Genomic DNA, 14,481 nt, shown 5'->3' on the forward strand with positions numbered 1-14,481 from the left:
TTGCTGCAAAACTTGATAGCGAGTGCCTGCATGAGTCTTTTCCGGTAGCATTCCCCTCAGTTTGACCCGCCTGGAATCCCCTCATGTCCGACCGCCTGACCCTGCTGCGTCCCGACGACTGGCATATTCATCTTCGCGATGGTGCTGTTTTGTCCAATACCGTTGCGGATGTCGCGCGCACCTTTGGTCGCGCCATCATCATGCCCAACCTGGTACCTCCGGTGCGCAACGCCGCTGAAGCCGACGGCTATCGCCAGCGGATTCTCGCTGCACGCCCGGCCGGCAGTCGTTTCGAACCGCTGATGGTGCTGTACCTGACCGACCGCACCCAGCCCGAAGAAATTCGTGAGGCCAAGGCCAGCGGTTTCGTTCACGCCGCCAAGCTGTACCCGGCCGGCGCCACCACCAACTCGGATTCTGGCGTCACCAGCATCGACAAGATTTTCCCGGCGATCGAGGCCATGGCCGAAGTCGGGATGCCTTTGTTGATTCACGGTGAAGTCACCCGTGGCGATGTCGACGTGTTCGACCGCGAAAAGATCTTCATCGATGAGCACATGCGACGTGTGGTCGAGCGTTTCCCGACACTCAAAGTGGTGTTCGAACACATCACCACCGCTGACGCCGTGCAGTTCGTCAACGCGGCTTCGGCCAACGTTGGCGCGACCATCACCGCTCATCACCTGCTCTACAACCGCAACCACATGCTGGTGGGCGGGATTCGGCCGCACTTCTACTGCCTGCCGATTCTCAAGCGCAACACTCACCAGGAAGCCCTGCTCGACGCCGCCACCAGCGGCAGCGAGAAGTTCTTCCTCGGCACCGACTCGGCGCCGCATGCCCAGCACGCCAAAGAAGCCGCTTGCGGCTGTGCCGGTTGCTATACCGCTTATGCTGCAATCGAGATGTATGCCGAAGCCTTCGAACAGCGCAACGCGCTGGACAAGCTCGAAGCCTTCGCCAGCCTCAACGGCCCGCGCTTCTATGGCCTGCCGGTGAATACAGATCGCATCACCCTGGTCCGCGATGAGTGGACCGCCCCAACCAGCCTGCCATTTGGCGAGCTGACCGTAATCCCGCTGCGCGCCGGTGAAAAACTGCGCTGGCGCCTGCTGGAGGAACACGCGTGAGTGAAGACCATTTCGACGACGAACAGGACGGTCAAGGCGGCGGAGGCGGTCCTCGTCATCCAATGGCGGCCCGATTCCGTGGTTACCTGCCGGTTGTCGTCGACGTAGAAACCGGTGGTTTCAACTCGGCCACCGACGCCCTGCTGGAAATCGCGGCGACCACCATCGCCATGGACGAAAAAGGCTTTGTGTATCCCGATCACACTTACTTCTTTCGTGTAGAGCCGTTTGAAGGCGCGAACATCGAAGCGGCCGCCCTGGAATTCACCGGGATCAAGCTCGATCACCCGCTGCGCATGGCCGTGAGCGAAGAAACCGCACTGACCGATATCTTCCGGGGCATCCGCAAGGCCCTGAAAGCCAACGGTTGCAAACGGGCGATTCTGGTCGGCCACAACAGCAGCTTCGATCTGGGCTTCCTCAACGCCGCTGTCGCGCGCCTGGACATGAAACGTAACCCGTTTCATCCATTCTCCAGCTTCGACACCGCAACCCTCGCCGGCTTGGCGTATGGCCAGACTGTACTGGCCAAGGCCTGTCAGGCTGCCGATATCGACTTTGACGGTCGTGAGGCCCACTCGGCTCGCTACGATACCGAGAAGACGGCCGAGCTGTTCTGCGGCATCGTCAATCGCTGGAAACAAATGGGCGGCTGGGAAGACTTCAACGACTGATACGGTCGAAGGGATTTATCCCGCCCACAAAAAAACCGGCCTTGGCGGCCGGTTTTTTTATGCCTTACGCTTGGGCTTACAGCGCCGCAGCGTGCTCGGTCAGGTAAGCCGCAACACCTTCGGTGGAAGCGGTCATGCCTTTGTCGCCTTTTTTCCAGTTGGCAGGGCAAACTTCGCCGTGCGCTTCGTGGAATTGCAGAGCGTCAACCAGACGGATCAGCTCTTCCATGTTACGGCCCAGCGGCAGGTCGTTGATGATCTGCGAGCGGACAACGCCTTTGTCGTCGATCAGGAACGCGCCACGGAATGCCACGCCGTCAGCGGACTGAACGTCGTAGGCCTTCATGATTTCCTGCTTGATGTCGGCAGCCATGGTGTAGCGAACCTGGCCGATACCGCCATTGTTCACCGGGGTGTTGCGCCATGCATTGTGAGTGAAGTGCGAGTCGATCGACACCGCGACCACTTCCACGTTGCGCTCTGCGAAGTCACCCATGCGGTTGTCCAGCGCGATCAGCTCGGATGGGCAAACGAAGGTGAAGTCCAGTGGGTAGAAGAACACCAGGCCGTATTTGCCTTTGATGGCCGACGACAGGGTGAAGCTGTCTACGATTTCGCCATTGCCGAGTACGGCCGGTACGGTGAAGTCAGGGGCTTGTTTGCCTACGAGTACGCTCATTGGATATCTCCTGGTCAAAATAACGTGAAGCACTGGGTCCGCGTCAGCTTGCCACCCTCAAGCGACATCCCTGTGACACGAACCTGCTTCGCAAGGACCGAACATCATACACGGCACATTTGAGCTGTCCTTAACGGTTTTTCACTGGCGGGTTCATTTGCCCTCGCCACGCTTACTGGCGGATTGCCCAGCGGGAAAACCGTTCGTCAGTCATGTGCACTTATAACGCAAAGCTTTCAGAAACCACTTTGACAATCATTCTCGTTAACATTAAGATCCATCGCAATTGAGTCACAACCAGCGACGGTTCTCACTTTATGTATGTCTGCCTCTGCACTGGCGTCACCGACGGTCAAATCCGCGATGCAATCTATGAAGGTTGCTGCAGCTACAAGGAAGTCCGTCAGGCCACCGGCGTAGCCAGTCAATGCGGTAAATGCGCCTGCCTTGCCAAGGAAGTGGTGCGTGAAACCCTGACCAAGCTGCAAACGGCCCAGGCCGCTATTCCATTTCCTGTTGAATTTACTGCTGCGTAATTACCGTATTTCAAAATACCGGACTCATGTCCGGTTTTTTTATGCCTGAAAATCAACCGCTTAGGTACTAGACGCGGAACACAAACATTCTTATTCCGATTAATTTTCATATAAGTTTCAATAACTTAGGTTTGACACTCTTAAATACGCGGCTCAAACTCTGCCTTATAGTCAGTTAATAAAGGGCAGGACCCCATCATGAAAGGCGACATTACAGTCATCCAGCATCTCAACAAGATCCTTGCCAATGAGCTGGTCGCGATCAATCAATACTTTTTGCATGCGCGCATGTACGAAGATTGGGGCCTGAACAAGCTTGGCAAGCACGAGTACAAAGAATCCATCGATGAGATGAAGCACGCCGACAAGCTGATCAAGCGAATTCTGTTCCTTGAAGGCCTGCCGAACGTCCAGGACCTGGGCAAGCTGCACATCGGCGAGCACACCAAGGAAATGCTTGAGTGTGACCTGCGTATCGAGCGCACCGGTCATGCGGATCTCAAGGTCGCGATCGCGCATTGCGAAACCGTCGGCGACTTCGGCAGCCGTGAACTGCTTGAAGATATTCTTGAATCCGAAGAAGAACATATCGACTGGCTGGAAACCCAACTGGGCCTGATCGATAAAGTCGGTCTTGAGAACTATCTGCAATCGCAGATGGGCGAAGAGTAGGAGCTGCCGCAGGCTGCGATCTTGGCGATTGCAGCCGCAATAGTGCAGTAACTTCTTAAGTGCAATAAAAAGCCCCGCCTTCTTTCGAGAGGCGGGGCTTTTTTACATCTTGAAGATCAAAAGATCGCAGCCTTCGGCAGCTCCTACAAGGGAGCCTGCGCTTTAGGCTTCGGTCTTGGTCGCAGCAGCAGCTTCGACAGCAGCCTTGATGGTGGTTTGCAGCGAACCGTCTGCAGCCATCTCGGTCATGATGTCGCTACCGCCGACCAGCTCACCACCGACCCACAGTTGCGGGAAGGTTGGCCAGTTCGCGTACTTTGGCAGGTTGGCGCGGATTTCCGGGTTCTGCAGGATGTCCACGTAAGCAAACTTTTCACCACATGCCATCACGGCCTGCGCGGCTTTTGCGGAGAAGCCACACTGCGGGGCATTCGGCGAGCCTTTCATGTAAAGCAGAATGGTGTTGTTAGCAATCTGCTCTTTAATCGTTTCGATGATATCCATGGAGCACCTCGGCTGAACTTTCCGACTCAAGGGTCGGCACGGTGGCGCATTGTAACGGAAACCCGAGCGCCATGCTCGGTCTCCCCGACAGACACGCTCAAGCGGCTGCCACGGTCACCGGCACACCATTGAGCGCCGCATTCCCCGACAACTCGTCGAGCTGACATTCGTCAGTCAGGTCATTGGCGCTAGACCCGGGCTGGCTGCTGGCAATCGTCATCTGCACGCCTGGGCGCGCATGGCCCCAACCGTGCGGAAGGCTGACCACGCCTCTCATCATATCCAGACTGCCGAGCACCTCAACTTCGATCACGCCAACCCGCGAACTGACCCGTACTCGCTGCCCATCGCTAAGCCCACGACTGCTGAGGTCATCCGGATGCATCAACAGTTGATGCCGCGGCTTGCCCTTCACCAGACGGTGATAGTTGTGCATCCACGAGTTGTTGCTGCGCACATGCCGTCGGCCAATCATCAACAGTTCATCAGCAGCCGGTGCTTGCAGCGATGCAAACCGGGCCAGATCTGCAAGGATCGCTGCCGGCGCGGCCTGGACATGTTGGTTCGCGGTTTTGAGCCGTGGTGCCAGGTTGGATTTGAGCGCGCCCAAATCAACGCCGTGAGGATGATCGAACAAAGACTCCAGCGACAACTTGTGCTCCGACGCATCGCCGTACAGCCCCATCCGCAAGCCACGGTCGATCATTTGTGCCGGGGCAATGGTCGGTTTGAGCTCCTTGCCGGTCTTCGCGGCAAAGGCCTTGGCCAGACCGACGAAAATTTCCCAGTCATGCAGCGCGCCCTCCGGCTTGGCGAGGATCGCCCGGTTGAAGCGCGTGACGTTACGCACGGCAAACATGTTGAACGTGGTGTCGTAGTGATCGTTTTCCAGGGCTGAGGTCGACGGCAGGATCAGGTCGGCGTAACGGGTGGTTTCATTGATGTAGAGGTCGATGCTGACCATGAACTCCAGCCCGTCCAGCGCTTGCTCCAGTTGCCGGCCATTGGGCGTCGACAACACCGGATTGCCGGCCACGGTGATCAGCGCACGAACCTGCCCTTCCCCGCCGGTGAGCATCTCCTCGGCCAGCGCCGACACCGGCAATTCGCCGCCGAACTCGGGACGTCCGGACACCCGGCTCTGCCATAGATTGAAATGCCCACCCGAAGTCGACGCCACCAGATCCACCGCCGGCTCAGTGCACAGTGCACCGCCGACCCGGTCGAGGTTGCCGGTCACCAGGTTGATCAACTGCACCACCCAATGGCACAACGTACCGAAGGCTTGAGTCGAAACCCCCATGCGGCCGTAGCAGACCGCCGTCGGCGCTGCCGCAAAGTCTCGGGCCAATTGGCGAATCTGCTCGGCGGGAACGGCGCACAGTGGGCTCATGACCTCGGCCGTGAAGCCCGCGACCGCCGCACGCACCTCGTCTAGACCATCCACTGGCAAATGGCTGTCTCGGGTCAGGCCTTCGGCAAACAACGTATTGAGCATCCCGAACAACAACGCCGCATCGCCACCGGGTCGCACGAACAGATGCTGATCGGCAATCGCTGCCGTTTCGCTGCGGCGTGGATCAACCACCACTACTTTGCCGCCCCGGGCCTGAATCGCTTTCAGCCGCTTCTCCACATCCGGCACGGTCATGATGCTGCCGTTGGACGCCAACGGATTACCGCCCAGGATCAACATGAAATCGGTGTGATCAATATCCGGAATCGGCAACAGCAAGCCGTGGCCGTACATCAAATGGCTGGTCAGGTGATGAGGCAACTGATCGACCGAGGTCGCAGAAAATCGGTTACGGGTTTTCAGCAGGCCAAGAAAGTAATTGCTGTGAGTCATCAGCCCATAGTTGTGCACGCTGGGGTTGCCTTGATAAACCGCCACCGAGTTCTGTCCATGACGCGCCTGAATCGCAGCCAAGCGTTCGGCTACAAGGTTGAAGGCGTCTTCCCACGCGATGGCCTGCCATTCGCTGCCGACCCGGCGCATCGGCTGGTGCAAGCGATCCGGGTCGTTCTGGATGTCTTGCAGGGCTACGGCTTTGGGGCAGATGTGCCCGCGGCTGAACGTATCCTGCGGATCACCCTTGATCGAGGTGATCTGCACGCGACCTTCGGCCTCGGTGGTTTCGATGGTCAGGCCGCAAATGGCTTCACACAGGTGGCAGGCACGGTGATGGAGAGTCTTGGTCATGGCCAGTCTCTGTTTTGTTCTGGGCGGGCAATATCGGCCGCGGGAACAAAACTATGGCGCCTGCCCCGTCGCTGCGCCAGCGACGTTCGTCTTGTGAATCGGCAACCATCAGGCCAGCCGATGGCCGCGGGGAATCAGTTCGGCGGCAACCGGGGAGGCAACTGCATCTGAATTTCCTGGACGGTTTCGATCTCCTCGTGGGCGACATGCACGCCGGTGAGTTCGCCGATCAGCCGCCAATGCTCATCGAGCCCGGTGCTGATGGTGGCCATGCGGTCGATCATCCGGCGACCGGCGGCCTTTGTCACTTCGTCGTCACTGCGCATCAACTCAAAGGACATTGAGGTCATGGATGCCGTGAGGTGAGTCAGGGAGCGGGCCGTGAGACCGAGTAGTGCCATCAATTGCTGTTCTTTCGATTCCATTCTTAAGCCTTCCTGCGTCGCTCGTGAGGTAGTTATAACCCAGCACTTTGCATTAGCAAATGTTTCAGACGAGACACAGTGCCACTACGTATCACGAATCATAGGTCAGAAACCGACTATCGCTATGCCGTCCCCGCCCCGTTTGATTGCAATGCCCGATGAGCCCGGTGTACAAATGACGGGCTGCTTTCAGGAAACAGGCTTCAAAAGCGCTACTGCGGTCACCCCGTAGCCCCTCTGAACTCCCCTAAAAACTGTAGCCCTATTGGTAAGACGCGACATTTAATTATAAGATCGCGCCTTCCCCTATTTCGTCGCCCCGTGCGGCTTACGCCGCAGGTCTCGCCCGTTTTTCAATTAAACAAGGCTTTGAGCATCTGCGGTCTGTAGCAAAAAGGTAGTCAATGATGAGCGCAAGGCACTTTCTCTCCCTGATGGATTGCACGCCCGAAGAGCTGGTCAGCGTGATCCGTCGAGGCGTTGAGCTCAAAGACCTGCGTAACCGCGGCGTACTGTTCGAGCCTTTGAAAAACCGTGTCCTGGGGATGATTTTCGAGAAGTCCTCGACCCGTACTCGCATCTCCTTCGAAGCGGGCATGATCCAGCTCGGCGGCCAGGCGATTTTCCTGTCGCCGCGCGATACCCAACTGGGTCGTGGCGAGCCGATCGGCGACTGCGCGATTGTCATGTCGAGCATGCTCGACGCGGTGATGATCCGTACCTTCGCCCACAGCACCCTCACTGAATTTGCCGCCAACTCCCGCGTACCGGTGATCAACGGCCTGTCCGATGACTTGCACCCGTGCCAGTTGCTGGCCGACATGCAAACCTTCCTTGAGCATCGCGGCTCGATCCAGGGCAAGACCGTGGCCTGGATCGGCGACGGCAACAACATGTGCAACAGCTATATAGAAGCCGCGATCCAGTTCGACTTCCAGTTGCGTATTGCCTGCCCGGAAGGATACGAACCAAACGCTGAATTCGTGGCCAAGGCCGGCGATCGTGTGACCATTGTCCGCGATCCTCTGGATGCCGTGCGCGGCGCCCACCTGGTCAGCACTGACGTCTGGACCTCCATGGGCCAGGAAGAAGAAACCGCCAAGCGCCTGAAGCTGTTCGCACCGTTCCAGGTCAACCGCGCCCTGCTCGACCAAGCCGCTGCGGATGTGCTGTTCATGCATTGCCTGCCGGCCCACCGTGGCGAAGAAATCAGCGTCGATCTGTTGGATGACCCGCGCTCCGTTGCCTGGGACCAGGCGGAAAACCGTCTGCACGCACAAAAAGCCCTGCTGGAGTTTCTGGTCGCGCCGGCGTACCACCACGCATGAGTCAGCCATTACTGCTCAACCTGCGCAACCTTGCCTGCGGCTATCAGGACCAGCGAGTTGTGCAGAACCTCAACCTGCACTTGAATGCCGGCGACATCGGCTGTCTGCTGGGCTCTTCGGGCTGCGGCAAGACCACCACCCTGCGGGCCATCGCTGGTTTTGAACCGGTGCACGAAGGTGAAATCCAGCTGGCTGGCGAGACCATCTCCAGCGCCGGTTTCACCCTCGCCCCGGAGAAACGCCGGATCGGCATGGTCTTCCAGGACTACGCACTGTTCCCGCATTTGAGCGTGGCCGAGAACATTGCCTTCGGGATTCGCAAGCATCCGCAAAAGGATCGCGTCACCGAAGAGTTGCTGGAACTGGTCAACCTGAAGAACCTCGGCAAGCGCTTTCCCCACGAGTTGTCCGGTGGCCAGCAGCAACGCGTTGCCCTGGCCCGCGCCCTGGCGCCGGGGCCGCAACTGTTGCTGCTCGACGAACCGTTCTCCAACCTCGATGGCGAATTGCGGCGCAAGCTCAGCCATGAAGTACGCGACATTCTCAAGGCCCGTGGCACCAGTGCAATTCTAGTGACTCACGACCAGGAAGAAGCTTTCGCTGTCAGCGATCATGTCGGGGTTTTCAAGGAAGGTCGCCTGGAACAATGGGACACTCCCTACAACCTGTATCACGAACCGCTGACACCGTTTGTGGCCAGTTTTATTGGCCAGGGCTACTTCATTCGTGGCCAGCTAAGCAGCCCGGAGTCGGTGCAGACCGAGCTCGGTGAGTTGCGCGGCAATCGCGCCTACACCTGGCCAACTGGCGGCGCGGTGGATGTGTTGTTGCGCCCGGACGATATCGTTTATGCGCCGGACAGCACCTTGAAAGCACGCATTGTTGGCAAGACGTTCCTCGGTGCGTCGACCTTGTACCGCTTGCAGATGCCAACCGGCGCACAGCTGGAATCGATCTTCCCGAGCCATGCCGACCATGAGGTAGGTGCTCAAGTGGGCATTCGTGTGGCGGCTGAGCATCTGGTGCTGTTCCAGGCATCTGGCAGCACGGCGGCGCAGATTCCGCTGGTCGAATCCGGCGTGCGGCGGTACAGCACCGTTAGCTGAAAAACACGGACCCATGTGGGAGCGGGCTTGCTCGCGAAAGCGGTGTATCAGTCAATGATGATGTCGACTGACAGTCCGCTTTCGCGAGCAAGCCCGCTCCCACATTAGATTTGGGTCAGCCGAGGTGCAGCGTTCCGCTCACGACCAGCGTCGCATTCCCCCCGATCTTCACCCGATCCCCTTCCAGCCGACAAAACAACTCACCGCCGCGCGCCGAGCACTGATACGCCGTCAGACTCGACTTGCCCAAGCGCTTCGACCAGTACGGAATCAAACTGCAATGGGTTGAGCCGGTCACAGGGTCTTCGTTGATGCCGATTGCTGGCGCGAAGTACCGGGACACAAAGTCATGCTTGCCTCCCTTGGCGGTGACGATTGCACCGGGCCATGGCAGTTTCGCCAGGGCAGTCATGTCTGGTTTGCAATCGAGCACGGCCTGCTCGGATTCCAGCACCACCAACAGCTCGTTCGAACCCAGCACATCCACCGCCTCCACGCCCAGGACGCGCTCGACGTCAAGGGTCACGCCGACTTCCGTCGGCACTCGCGCCGGGAAGTCCAGCCACAACCGCTCGCCTTCGCGGCTGACACTCAGCGGGCCGGACTTGCAGATGAAGTCCAGGCGTTCGGCCGGTTCTTTATAGATTTCAAACAGCACGAACGCACTGGCCAGGGTCGCATGCCCGCACAGCGGCACTTCGGTTGCCGGGGTAAACCAGCGGATATGCCAGACCAGGCCTTCACGTACCACGAAGGCGGTTTCGGCGAGGTTGTGTTCGGCGGCGATTTTCTGCATCAGCTCATCGGCGAGCCAGGCATCGAGGCGATACACCATCGCCGGGTTACCACTGAACGGCCGATCACTGAACGCGTCGACCTGATGAAATTCAAGCTGCATAACTGACTCCCTAAGTCAGTCGGCAGAGCATGCAGCGCTGCTCGGATCAACGCCAGTGACAGAACCCGCCAATTTTCTTCATACAGCCGAGGTTATTCTCATGCGCGACCAATGTCGGCGAATTCGGCCTGGGTATGCTCGGCCAGCACAGCAGGAGCCAATTCGACTTCCAGGCCACGTCGACCGGCGCTGACATAAATAGTCGCAAAGGCCTGAGCGGAATTATCAATGAAGGTACGCAGACGTTTCTTCTGACCCAGCGGACTGATGCCCCCCAACAAATAACCGGTGGAGCGCTGGGCCGCCGCCGGGTCCGCCATCTCGACTTTTTCACCCCTGCCGCGTGAGCCAGACCTTTGAGGTCGAGACTTCCGACGACCGGCACCACTGCCACCAGCAATTCGCCTTTCTCACTGGCCGCGAGCAGCGTCTTAAACACCTGCGCAGGCTCCAGCGCGAGTTTTTCCGCGGCCTCCAGCCCGTAGGACGCGGCCTTCGGGTCATGTTCGTAACTGTGCACGCGATGTTCGGCACGAACTTTTTCAACAAGTCCAACGCAGGGGTCATGGCAGCTCCAGGCTCGGCAGTGGCAGAAAAATCCTGCGCCGGATTCTAGGCGATCAGATAACAAAAGGCTCTAGTCCAGCGCCGCGTTTCCCGCGGCCTGCAGCCTTTTCAGAAGATCGATAATCGGCCCTCGTCGAGGATCATTCACAGCGCCAATAGTTTTATTGTGACTGATGGTTCACTTTCGACCTTTGACATCAGCGTTTCTTGTCTATATTTTTTCGAATGCGAATACTGTAGGAATGATCCCGAAGTAGTACTCGGCAGTAAACCAAGATCAGGATGGGGATCCTGCCTCGGTGAAAATCGCGCTTTGACCAAGATGATAAAGCGCCAGACAACAACAAAAAAATGAGGTTTTCGATGACAACTGCTTTGAAACAACCGTCGCTCTCGAGCCAATGCATGGCCGAGTTCCTGGGTACTGCACTATTGATCTTTTTTGGTACGGGTTGCGTTGCCGCGCTCAAGGTCGCGGGTGCCAGTTTTGGTCTATGGGAAATCAGCATCATTTGGGGCGTAGGCGTCAGCATGGCGATCTACCTGACCGCCGGGGTTTCCGGGGCTCACCTCAATCCTGCAGTCAGTATCGCCCTGAGCATTTTCGCTGACTTCGAAAAGCGCAAACTGCCCTTCTACATCCTTTCCCAAATCGCTGGTGCATTCTGCGGCGCGCTGTTGGTTTACACGCTCTACAGCAATCTATTCCTCGATTACGAACAAACTCACCACATGGTGCGTGGCACTCAAGCAAGCCTTGAGTTGGCGTCGGTGTTCTCCACTTTCCCGAACCCGGCCCTGTCCACTGCCCAGGCGTTCCTGGTTGAAATGATCATCACCGCCATCCTGATGGGCGTGATCATGTCCCTGACCGACGACAACAACGGCTTGCCAAAGGGTCCGCTGGCGCCGCTGCTGATCGGCCTGTTGATTGCGGTGATTGGTAGCTCGATGGGCCCGCTCACCGGTTTCGCGATGAACCCGGCACGTGACTTCGGTCCCAAGCTAATGACTTTCTTCGCAGGCTGGGGTGAAGTTTCCTTCACCGGCGCACGCGATATCCCGTACTTCCTGATTCCGATTTTTGCACCGATTGTCGGTGCCTGCCTCGGTGCTGCTGGCTATCGCGGGCTGATTGCCCGTCATCTGCCGACTCCCGAACCTGCTACAAAGGACGCAACACCGGCCATTGACGGCAAACCAAGAACCTCTTGATACCGTTGGCGCGCGATCCTGCCCATTTGATCGCGCGCCTGACCTCACCTCCTTATTTCGTCCAAGGCAATCGACATGACCGACATTCAGAATAAGAACTACATCATTGCCCTCGATCAGGGTACGACCAGCTCCCGCGCGATCATTTTCGACCGCGACGCGAACGTGGTCTGCACCGCACAACGTGAATTCGCCCAGCACTACCCGCAAGCCGGCTGGGTCGAGCATGACCCGATGGAAATTTTCGCGACCCAAAGTGCCGTGATGGTCGAGGCCCTGGCTCAAGCCGGCCTGCATCATGACCAGGTGGCGGCCATCGGCATCACCAACCAGCGCGAAACCACCGTGGTCTGGGACAAGACCACCGGCCGCCCGATCTACAACGCGATCGTCTGGCAGTGCCGCCGCAGCACCGAGATCTGCCAACAGCTCAAACGCGATGGCCACGAGCAATACATCAGCGACACCACCGGCCTGGTCACCGACCCGTACTTCTCCGGCACCAAGCTGAAGTGGATCCTCGACAACGTCGAAGGCAGCCGTGAACGTGCGCGCAACGGCGAACTGCTGTTCGGCACCATCGACAGCTGGCTGATCTGGAAATTTACCGGCGGCAAAGTCCACGTCACTGACTACACCAACGCCTCTCGCACCATGCTCTTCAACATCCACACCCTGGAGTGGGATGCGAAGATGCTGGACGTGCTGGATATCCCGCGCGAAATGCTGCCGGAAGTGAAGTCGTCGTCCGAAATCTACGGCCACACCAAAAGCGGCATCGCCATCGGCGGTATTGCCGGCGACCAGCAGGCTGCCCTGTTCGGCCAAATGTGCGTCGAGCCAGGCCAGGCGAAAAACACCTACGGCACCGGTTGCTTCCTGCTGATGAACACCGGCGACAAAGCCGTGAAGTCCAAGCACGGCATGCTGACCACCATCGCTTGCGGCCCTCGCGGCGAAGTGGCTTATGCGCTGGAAGGCGCGGTGTTCAACGGTGGTTCGACCGTGCAGTGGCTGCGTGATGAACTGAAAATCATCGCCGATGCCACCGACACCGAATACTTCGCCAGCAAGGTCAAGGACAGCAACGGCGTGTACCTGGTGCCGGCCTTCACCGGTCTGGGCGCTCCGTACTGGGACCCGTATGCCCGTGGCGCACTGTTCGGCCTGACTCGCGGCGTACGCGTGGATCACATCATTCGTGCCGCACTCGAATCGATCGCCTACCAGACCCGTGACGTGCTCGACGCCATGCAACAGGACTCCGGCGAACGCCTGAAAGCCCTGCGCGTGGATGGCGGTGCGGTAGCGAACAACTTCCTGATGCAGTTCCAGGCCGACATCCTCGGCACGCACGTTGAGCGTCCGCAAATGCGCGAAACCACGGCACTGGGCGCCGCTTACCTGGCCGGCCTGGCGTGCGGTTTCTGGGGCAGCCTGGACGAGTTGCGCGGCAAGGCTGTCATCGAACGCGAATTCGAACCGGCCCTGGAAGAAACCGCGAAGGAAAAACTCTATGCAGGCTGGAAAAAAGCCGTCAGCCGCACCCGCGACTGGGAACCTCATGAAGGCGCTGAATAAGCCAACGTAAGTACTCGTATCGGTATGTAACTGGTAGGGAGCAGATTCCTGCGGCATCATGGGCAAATTTTGCACGGCAGCCCAAAGGAAGCCCCATGAATCTGCCTCCCCGTCAGCAGCAAATCCTCGAGCTGGTCCGCGAACGCGGCTATGTCAGCATCGAGGAAATGGCTACGCTGTTCGTCGTTACACCGCAAACCATTCGCCGCGATATCAATCAGCTCGCGGAAGCCAATTTATTGCGTCGCTACCACGGCGGCGCAGCCTACGACTCCAGTGTCGAAAACACCGCCTACGCCATGCGCGCCGACCAGATGCGCGATGAAAAGCAGCGTATCGGCGAAGCCATTGCGGCCCAGATCCCCGATCACGCCTCGCTGTTCATCAATATCGGCACCACCACCGAATCGATTGCCCGGGCGCTGCTCAACCACAATCACCTGAAAATCATCACCAACAACCTGCACGTCGCCTCAATGCTCAGTGCCAAGGACGATTTCGATGTCCTGCTGACCGGCGGTAACGTGCGGCGTGACGGCGGTGTGGTGGGCCAGGCGAGTGTCGACTTCATTAACCAGTTCAAGGTTGATTTCGCCCTCGTCGGCATCAGTGGTATCGATGAAGACGGCAGCCTGCTGGACTTCGATTACCAGGAAGTGCGGGTGTCCCAGGCGATCATCGCCAACGCCCGGAAAGTGATTCTGGCGGCGGACTCCAGCAAATTCGGGCGCAATGCCATGATTCGTTTGGGGCCGATCAGTTTGATTGATTGCCTGGTGACTGATCAGCAGCCCGTTCCGGCGCTGGCGCAGCTGTTGAGTCAGCACAAGATTCGGCTGGAAGTGGTTTAACCCTTCTTATCTTCATTGGCTGTACCGACGCTTTCGCGAGCAGGCTCGCTCCCACACTGGAATGCATTTCAAACTGTGGGGGCGAGCCTGGTAGCGAAAGCGATCACTCAAA

The 14,481-nt window shown here is 58.4% G+C and carries 14 protein-coding genes and 1 pseudogene; 9 read left to right on the forward strand and 6 right to left on the reverse strand.

What is annotated here, in order from left to right:
• Nucleotides 1-83 precede the first annotated feature (83 nt).
• Together pyrC and rnt are read left to right on the forward strand one after the other, a co-directional pair.
• Nucleotides 84-1,130 (forward strand): dihydroorotase, encoded by a 1,047-nt coding sequence (pyrC, locus tag JFT87_RS26845; protein WP_201206325.1) that lies wholly within the window; start codon nt 84-86, stop codon nt 1,128-1,130.
• Nucleotides 1,127-1,804: a ribonuclease T gene (gene rnt / locus JFT87_RS26850; RefSeq protein WP_054045196.1), complete on the forward strand. Its 678-nt coding sequence runs from the start codon at nt 1,127-1,129 to the stop codon at nt 1,802-1,804. The genes pyrC and rnt overlap by 4 nt, the downstream gene beginning before the upstream one ends.
• 76 nt (nt 1,805-1,880) lie before the next feature.
• On the opposite strand, the gene JFT87_RS26855 is transcribed toward rnt, so the two are convergent.
• Nucleotides 1,881-2,483: a peroxiredoxin gene (locus JFT87_RS26855; protein ID WP_038981872.1), complete on the reverse strand. Its 603-nt coding sequence runs from the start codon at nt 2,481-2,483 to the stop codon at nt 1,881-1,883.
• Between the two features lie 317 nt (nt 2,484-2,800).
• On the opposite strand from JFT87_RS26855, the gene JFT87_RS26860 reads away from it, so the two are divergent.
• Both JFT87_RS26860 and bfr read left to right on the forward strand, forming a co-directional pair.
• On the forward strand, nt 2,801-3,019 hold the full coding sequence (locus JFT87_RS26860) for a bacterioferritin-associated ferredoxin (protein WP_008057530.1): 219 nt from the start codon (nt 2,801-2,803) through the stop codon (nt 3,017-3,019).
• 198 nt (nt 3,020-3,217) lie between these two features.
• Nucleotides 3,218-3,691 carry a bacterioferritin gene (gene bfr, locus JFT87_RS26865; RefSeq protein ID WP_149657986.1) on the forward strand — a complete coding sequence of 158 codons (474 nt, stop codon included), beginning with the start codon at nt 3,218-3,220 and terminating at the stop codon, nt 3,689-3,691.
• Nucleotides 3,692-3,853: 162 nt separating this feature from the next.
• Here the strand turns inward: bfr and grxD are convergent, their stop codons facing one another.
• From grxD to JFT87_RS26880, 3 genes are all read right to left on the reverse strand, one after another.
• Nucleotides 3,854-4,195: a Grx4 family monothiol glutaredoxin gene (grxD, locus tag JFT87_RS26870; RefSeq protein ID WP_122840070.1), complete on the reverse strand. Its 342-nt coding sequence runs from the start codon at nt 4,193-4,195 to the stop codon at nt 3,854-3,856.
• A gap of 97 nt (nt 4,196-4,292) precedes the next feature.
• Complete coding sequence (locus tag JFT87_RS26875) at nt 4,293-6,398, reverse strand: molybdopterin oxidoreductase family protein (protein WP_201206327.1); 2,106 nt, start codon at nt 6,396-6,398, stop codon at nt 4,293-4,295.
• 134 nt (nt 6,399-6,532) lie between these two features.
• The gene (locus JFT87_RS26880) at nt 6,533-6,823 is read right to left on the reverse strand and encodes a hypothetical protein (RefSeq protein WP_201206329.1); all 291 of its coding nucleotides are present in this window, start codon (nt 6,821-6,823) and stop codon (nt 6,533-6,535) included.
• A 407-nt stretch (nt 6,824-7,230) separates the two neighbouring features.
• Between JFT87_RS26880 and argF the strand changes: the two genes are divergently transcribed.
• Nucleotides 7,231-8,151, forward strand: a complete 921-nt coding sequence (gene argF, locus JFT87_RS26885; protein ID WP_201206331.1) for an ornithine carbamoyltransferase — start codon at nt 7,231-7,233, stop codon at nt 8,149-8,151.
• Nucleotides 8,148-9,257 (forward strand): ABC transporter ATP-binding protein, encoded by a 1,110-nt coding sequence (locus tag JFT87_RS26890; RefSeq protein WP_201206333.1) that lies wholly within the window; start codon nt 8,148-8,150, stop codon nt 9,255-9,257. The genes argF and JFT87_RS26890 overlap by 4 nt, the downstream gene beginning before the upstream one ends.
• 115 nt (nt 9,258-9,372) lie before the next feature.
• On the opposite strand, the gene JFT87_RS26895 is transcribed toward JFT87_RS26890, so the two are convergent.
• Nucleotides 9,373-10,155 (reverse strand): PhzF family phenazine biosynthesis protein, encoded by a 783-nt coding sequence (locus tag JFT87_RS26895; protein ID WP_201206335.1) that lies wholly within the window; start codon nt 10,153-10,155, stop codon nt 9,373-9,375.
• Between the two features lie 98 nt (nt 10,156-10,253).
• Nucleotides 10,254-10,722 (reverse strand): annotated as a pseudogene (gene ybaK, locus JFT87_RS26900) (Cys-tRNA(Pro) deacylase).
• Between the two features lie 363 nt (nt 10,723-11,085).
• On the opposite strand from ybaK, the gene JFT87_RS26905 reads away from it, so the two are divergent.
• The 3 genes from JFT87_RS26905 to JFT87_RS26915 all read left to right on the forward strand — a co-directional run bounded on the left by JFT87_RS26905 (nt 11,086) and on the right by JFT87_RS26915 (nt 14,369).
• Nucleotides 11,086-11,937 carry an MIP/aquaporin family protein gene (locus tag JFT87_RS26905; protein ID WP_201206336.1) on the forward strand — a complete coding sequence of 284 codons (852 nt, stop codon included), beginning with the start codon at nt 11,086-11,088 and terminating at the stop codon, nt 11,935-11,937.
• Nucleotides 11,938-12,012: 75 nt separating this feature from the next.
• Nucleotides 12,013-13,518: a glycerol kinase GlpK gene (gene glpK, locus JFT87_RS26910; RefSeq protein ID WP_201206338.1), complete on the forward strand. Its 1,506-nt coding sequence runs from the start codon at nt 12,013-12,015 to the stop codon at nt 13,516-13,518.
• 95 nt (nt 13,519-13,613) lie between these two features.
• Entirely contained in the window at nt 13,614-14,369 is a 756-nt protein-coding gene (locus JFT87_RS26915) for a DeoR/GlpR family transcriptional regulator (protein WP_027922833.1), read from the forward strand.
• Nucleotides 14,370-14,481 lie beyond the last annotated feature (112 nt).

The organism is Pseudomonas sp. TH15, assembly GCF_016651105.1.
In the GTDB taxonomy this organism is placed as follows: domain Bacteria; phylum Pseudomonadota; class Gammaproteobacteria; order Pseudomonadales; family Pseudomonadaceae; genus Aquipseudomonas.

Excerpts from the sequence above, each read along its gene's own strand:
- pyrC (WP_201206325.1), top strand. The coding sequence starts at position 84 with ATGTCCGACCGCCTGACCCTGCTGCGTCCCGACGACTGGCATATTCAT.
- JFT87_RS26855 (WP_038981872.1), bottom strand. The coding sequence starts at position 2,483 with ATGAGCGTACTCGTAGGCAAACAAGCCCCTGACTTCACCGTACCGGCC.
- JFT87_RS26860 (WP_008057530.1), top strand. The coding sequence starts at position 2,801 with ATGTATGTCTGCCTCTGCACTGGCGTCACCGACGGTCAAATCCGCGAT.
- bfr (WP_149657986.1), top strand. The coding sequence starts at position 3,218 with ATGAAAGGCGACATTACAGTCATCCAGCATCTCAACAAGATCCTTGCC.
- grxD (WP_122840070.1), bottom strand. The coding sequence starts at position 4,195 with ATGGATATCATCGAAACGATTAAAGAGCAGATTGCTAACAACACCATT.
- JFT87_RS26875 (WP_201206327.1), bottom strand. The coding sequence starts at position 6,398 with ATGACCAAGACTCTCCATCACCGTGCCTGCCACCTGTGTGAAGCCATT.
- JFT87_RS26880 (WP_201206329.1), bottom strand. The coding sequence starts at position 6,823 with ATGGAATCGAAAGAACAGCAATTGATGGCACTACTCGGTCTCACGGCC.
- argF (WP_201206331.1), top strand. The coding sequence starts at position 7,231 with ATGAGCGCAAGGCACTTTCTCTCCCTGATGGATTGCACGCCCGAAGAG.
- JFT87_RS26890 (WP_201206333.1), top strand. The coding sequence starts at position 8,148 with ATGAGTCAGCCATTACTGCTCAACCTGCGCAACCTTGCCTGCGGCTAT.
- JFT87_RS26895 (WP_201206335.1), bottom strand. The coding sequence starts at position 10,155 with ATGCAGCTTGAATTTCATCAGGTCGACGCGTTCAGTGATCGGCCGTTC.
- JFT87_RS26905 (WP_201206336.1), top strand. The coding sequence starts at position 11,086 with ATGACAACTGCTTTGAAACAACCGTCGCTCTCGAGCCAATGCATGGCC.
- glpK (WP_201206338.1), top strand. The coding sequence starts at position 12,013 with ATGACCGACATTCAGAATAAGAACTACATCATTGCCCTCGATCAGGGT.
- JFT87_RS26915 (WP_027922833.1), top strand. The coding sequence starts at position 13,614 with ATGAATCTGCCTCCCCGTCAGCAGCAAATCCTCGAGCTGGTCCGCGAA.